Here is a 2,524-nt window from a genome sequence, read left to right on the forward strand (position 1 = left end):
GTGTAGGCTAAGCACCCAACGCCTTTCCATATTACTATGGTAGGTTTTCAAATGCTCGCCCCCGAACCGGACTTACACCTTTCAGCGTATCCGGCTCTCCATTAATTCCGTCAGTCCATCCAACCGCCATCCACTTTCTTATGGCAACTCCGACAAAGTGCGATAGTCTTGCGTTTCCGTGCAATCATGTGTTTTTCCCAATCCTCTTTTCCTTGCAGATTTTTGAGTTTTCTAACATGGTGCATGTCTAACTTGACATTTTCCTTGCCACATAGTTCGCATTTGCAAGCCTTTAGGCGAGCCACAAGGCTTGTTGGTGAACTATGATAGCTTGTTGGCATTCTGTCGTAACATTGCGCATAATCTTGTTTTTTGCGTTTGAAACCGTCATGATAAAATTGGCGCATCAAGGTTTTACCTTTATTATTCTTGTAGTACACTGTAAACACCTTATCTTTCTTATACTTCTTGCAGATTTTCACGACCGTACTTTTGTATTTGGCAGCAAAAGTCTTGTACATGCTGTACTCCATGATGTACTTAAAAGAGTGAAGTGTATGACAGTTATTTGCAAGTGAATAATAGTTGTAAAAACCTCTTATCTCCGAATTGTACCTTTCCAAGATTTCCAAATCATCGTTGTTGATGAGATAGGTGCGGTGTTTGGATTTATACTGTTCTTTCCCATTATGCACATTGATTTTCAGTGCGTCATAGTCCAACAGTTTCTTCCGTACCGTTTCAAGGGGCATCTTCAGATAAATCTTATTGTTGTAAGGTCTCGTCAGTTTGCCAGCCTTGTTCCTCTTGGTTTGTGTAGATTTCCGGACATAGATTTCATATCCGAGAAACTTTGCCGATTTTCTTCCGTGCGTGATAAGAGTTTTCTCTTCCGAAAGTTCAAGGGCGAGCTTTTCTTGCAAGAACACTTTGATGTCTTGCTTGATAGTTTCCGCCTCTGCTTTCGTCCCTATCACAGCACAGAGAAAATCATCGGCATAACGTACATATTTCAGTCGTCTGAAATTCTCGTCCATGTCCACGCCACAAGAAATAGCCGCTCTTCCTTTGTCATAGGCTTTTATTTTCTTGACTATGGATTTGCGTTGTTCCTTGTCCTTTACCTTTTCAAGTTTCAGCACTGCCAACCTTTTCCCATACTCAAATTTGATACGCTCGGGATTGCCTGCCCGTTCTTTACCCTTATCAAAGCGTTGGATATATTCACGTACATAGCGGTCTAATTGGTCAAGGTATATGTTTGCCAGCATAGGGCTGATAATTCCACCTTGTGGAGTACCGCTGTATGTTTTATGATACGTCCAATCTTCAAGATAGCCTGCATTCAGGAACTTGCGGATTAATCTCAGGAAACGTTCATCGGAGATGCGTTTTTCCAAAATGGAAATCATTACACCGTGGTTAATGTTGTCAAAGAAACCTTTGATGTCTCCCTCAATAAACCAGCGTGCTCCGTTAAATGTCCGTTGGATTTGTCGCAAAGCCGTATGGCAGCTGCGCTTAGGTCTGAACCCATGTGAGTTCATGTCGAAACTACCCTCGTAAATCGCTTCCAAAATCATTCTGACCACCTCTTGCAGAAGTTTGTCATTGAATGCAGGTATTCCCAAAGGGCGTTTCTTCCCATTTTTCTTGGGAATATATACCCTCCTTGACGGTATCGGCTGATATGACTCGTCTTTTAACGAACTTATCAGTTTTTCAATGCGTGATATACTCATGCGGTCAATGGTCTTATTGTCCGCACCTTTGGTCATGTTGCCTTCCTTTGCGTATATACGCTGGTAGGCAACGTAGTACATCTGTTCATTGAACAGCAGGCGGTAAAGCCTCTCAAATTTGTAGTCTGGTTGTTTGCTGTGCTTTGCCAGACTGTTTAATACTCTTTCTGAATTTCTCATAATGTCTCGCACATTTTTCATTAATTGTATTAAAAGAATTAACTGCCTCCCTTTGCCATGTACAGGGCGTTACCCTGCTCGGACTACTACGGAGGCTCCGTTGCCATGTCGGATATTCAAAGGTCTGCACCTTATAGCCATTTTATTGGCATTCCGATTTAGGCAATCCCCGTTTGCTTGCGTAGTAACTGCCGCTTGACAGATTGTCGGATATGACTTTCGTCCTTTTCTGCTTATTGCAGATGCGTCGTGACAAGTACATGCTACATCCTCCTCAAAGACTGGAAGACGAGTGTCACGATACAACGAGTATGAATTTCCCTCTTCGGGATAATTCAAATAGCTACCTTACATTGCAGGTACAACGAGATACCGCTTGGACTATCATTCAATCAGTATAGACTTTATCCTTTATCTGTCTTTTCATCCTACCATTCAGTCGCAGTTTGGTAACTAACTGACTTATGGCTTTTCCTGCATGCTACACTCCCCATCGTCTTTCGTTGAATGGATAAGCAGGTGGATGATAGGTCATTTCAATGTACACTTACCTAATCCCTTGCTAATGGGATTGTTACTTACGCAGCCTTGACGGGCGCACC

Annotated in this window: 1 protein-coding gene; it reads right to left on the bottom strand. The window is 42.5% G+C overall.

Features of this window, described 5'->3' with window-relative positions:
- Positions 1-110 precede the first annotated feature (110 nt).
- The gene (locus ACK8P8_RS22180; protein WP_128714193.1) at positions 111-1,922 is read right to left on the bottom strand and encodes a reverse transcriptase/maturase family protein; all 1,812 of its coding nucleotides are present in this window, start codon (positions 1,920-1,922) and stop codon (positions 111-113) included.
- Positions 1,923-2,524 lie beyond the last annotated feature (602 nt).

The organism is Butyricimonas muris (assembly GCF_046365375.1).
GTDB classification, from domain to species: domain Bacteria; phylum Bacteroidota; class Bacteroidia; order Bacteroidales; family Marinifilaceae; genus Butyricimonas; species Butyricimonas muris.

Excerpts from the sequence above, each read along its gene's own strand:
- ACK8P8_RS22180 (WP_128714193.1), bottom strand. The coding sequence starts at position 1,922 with ATGAGAAATTCAGAAAGAGTATTAAACAGTCTGGCAAAGCACAGCAAA.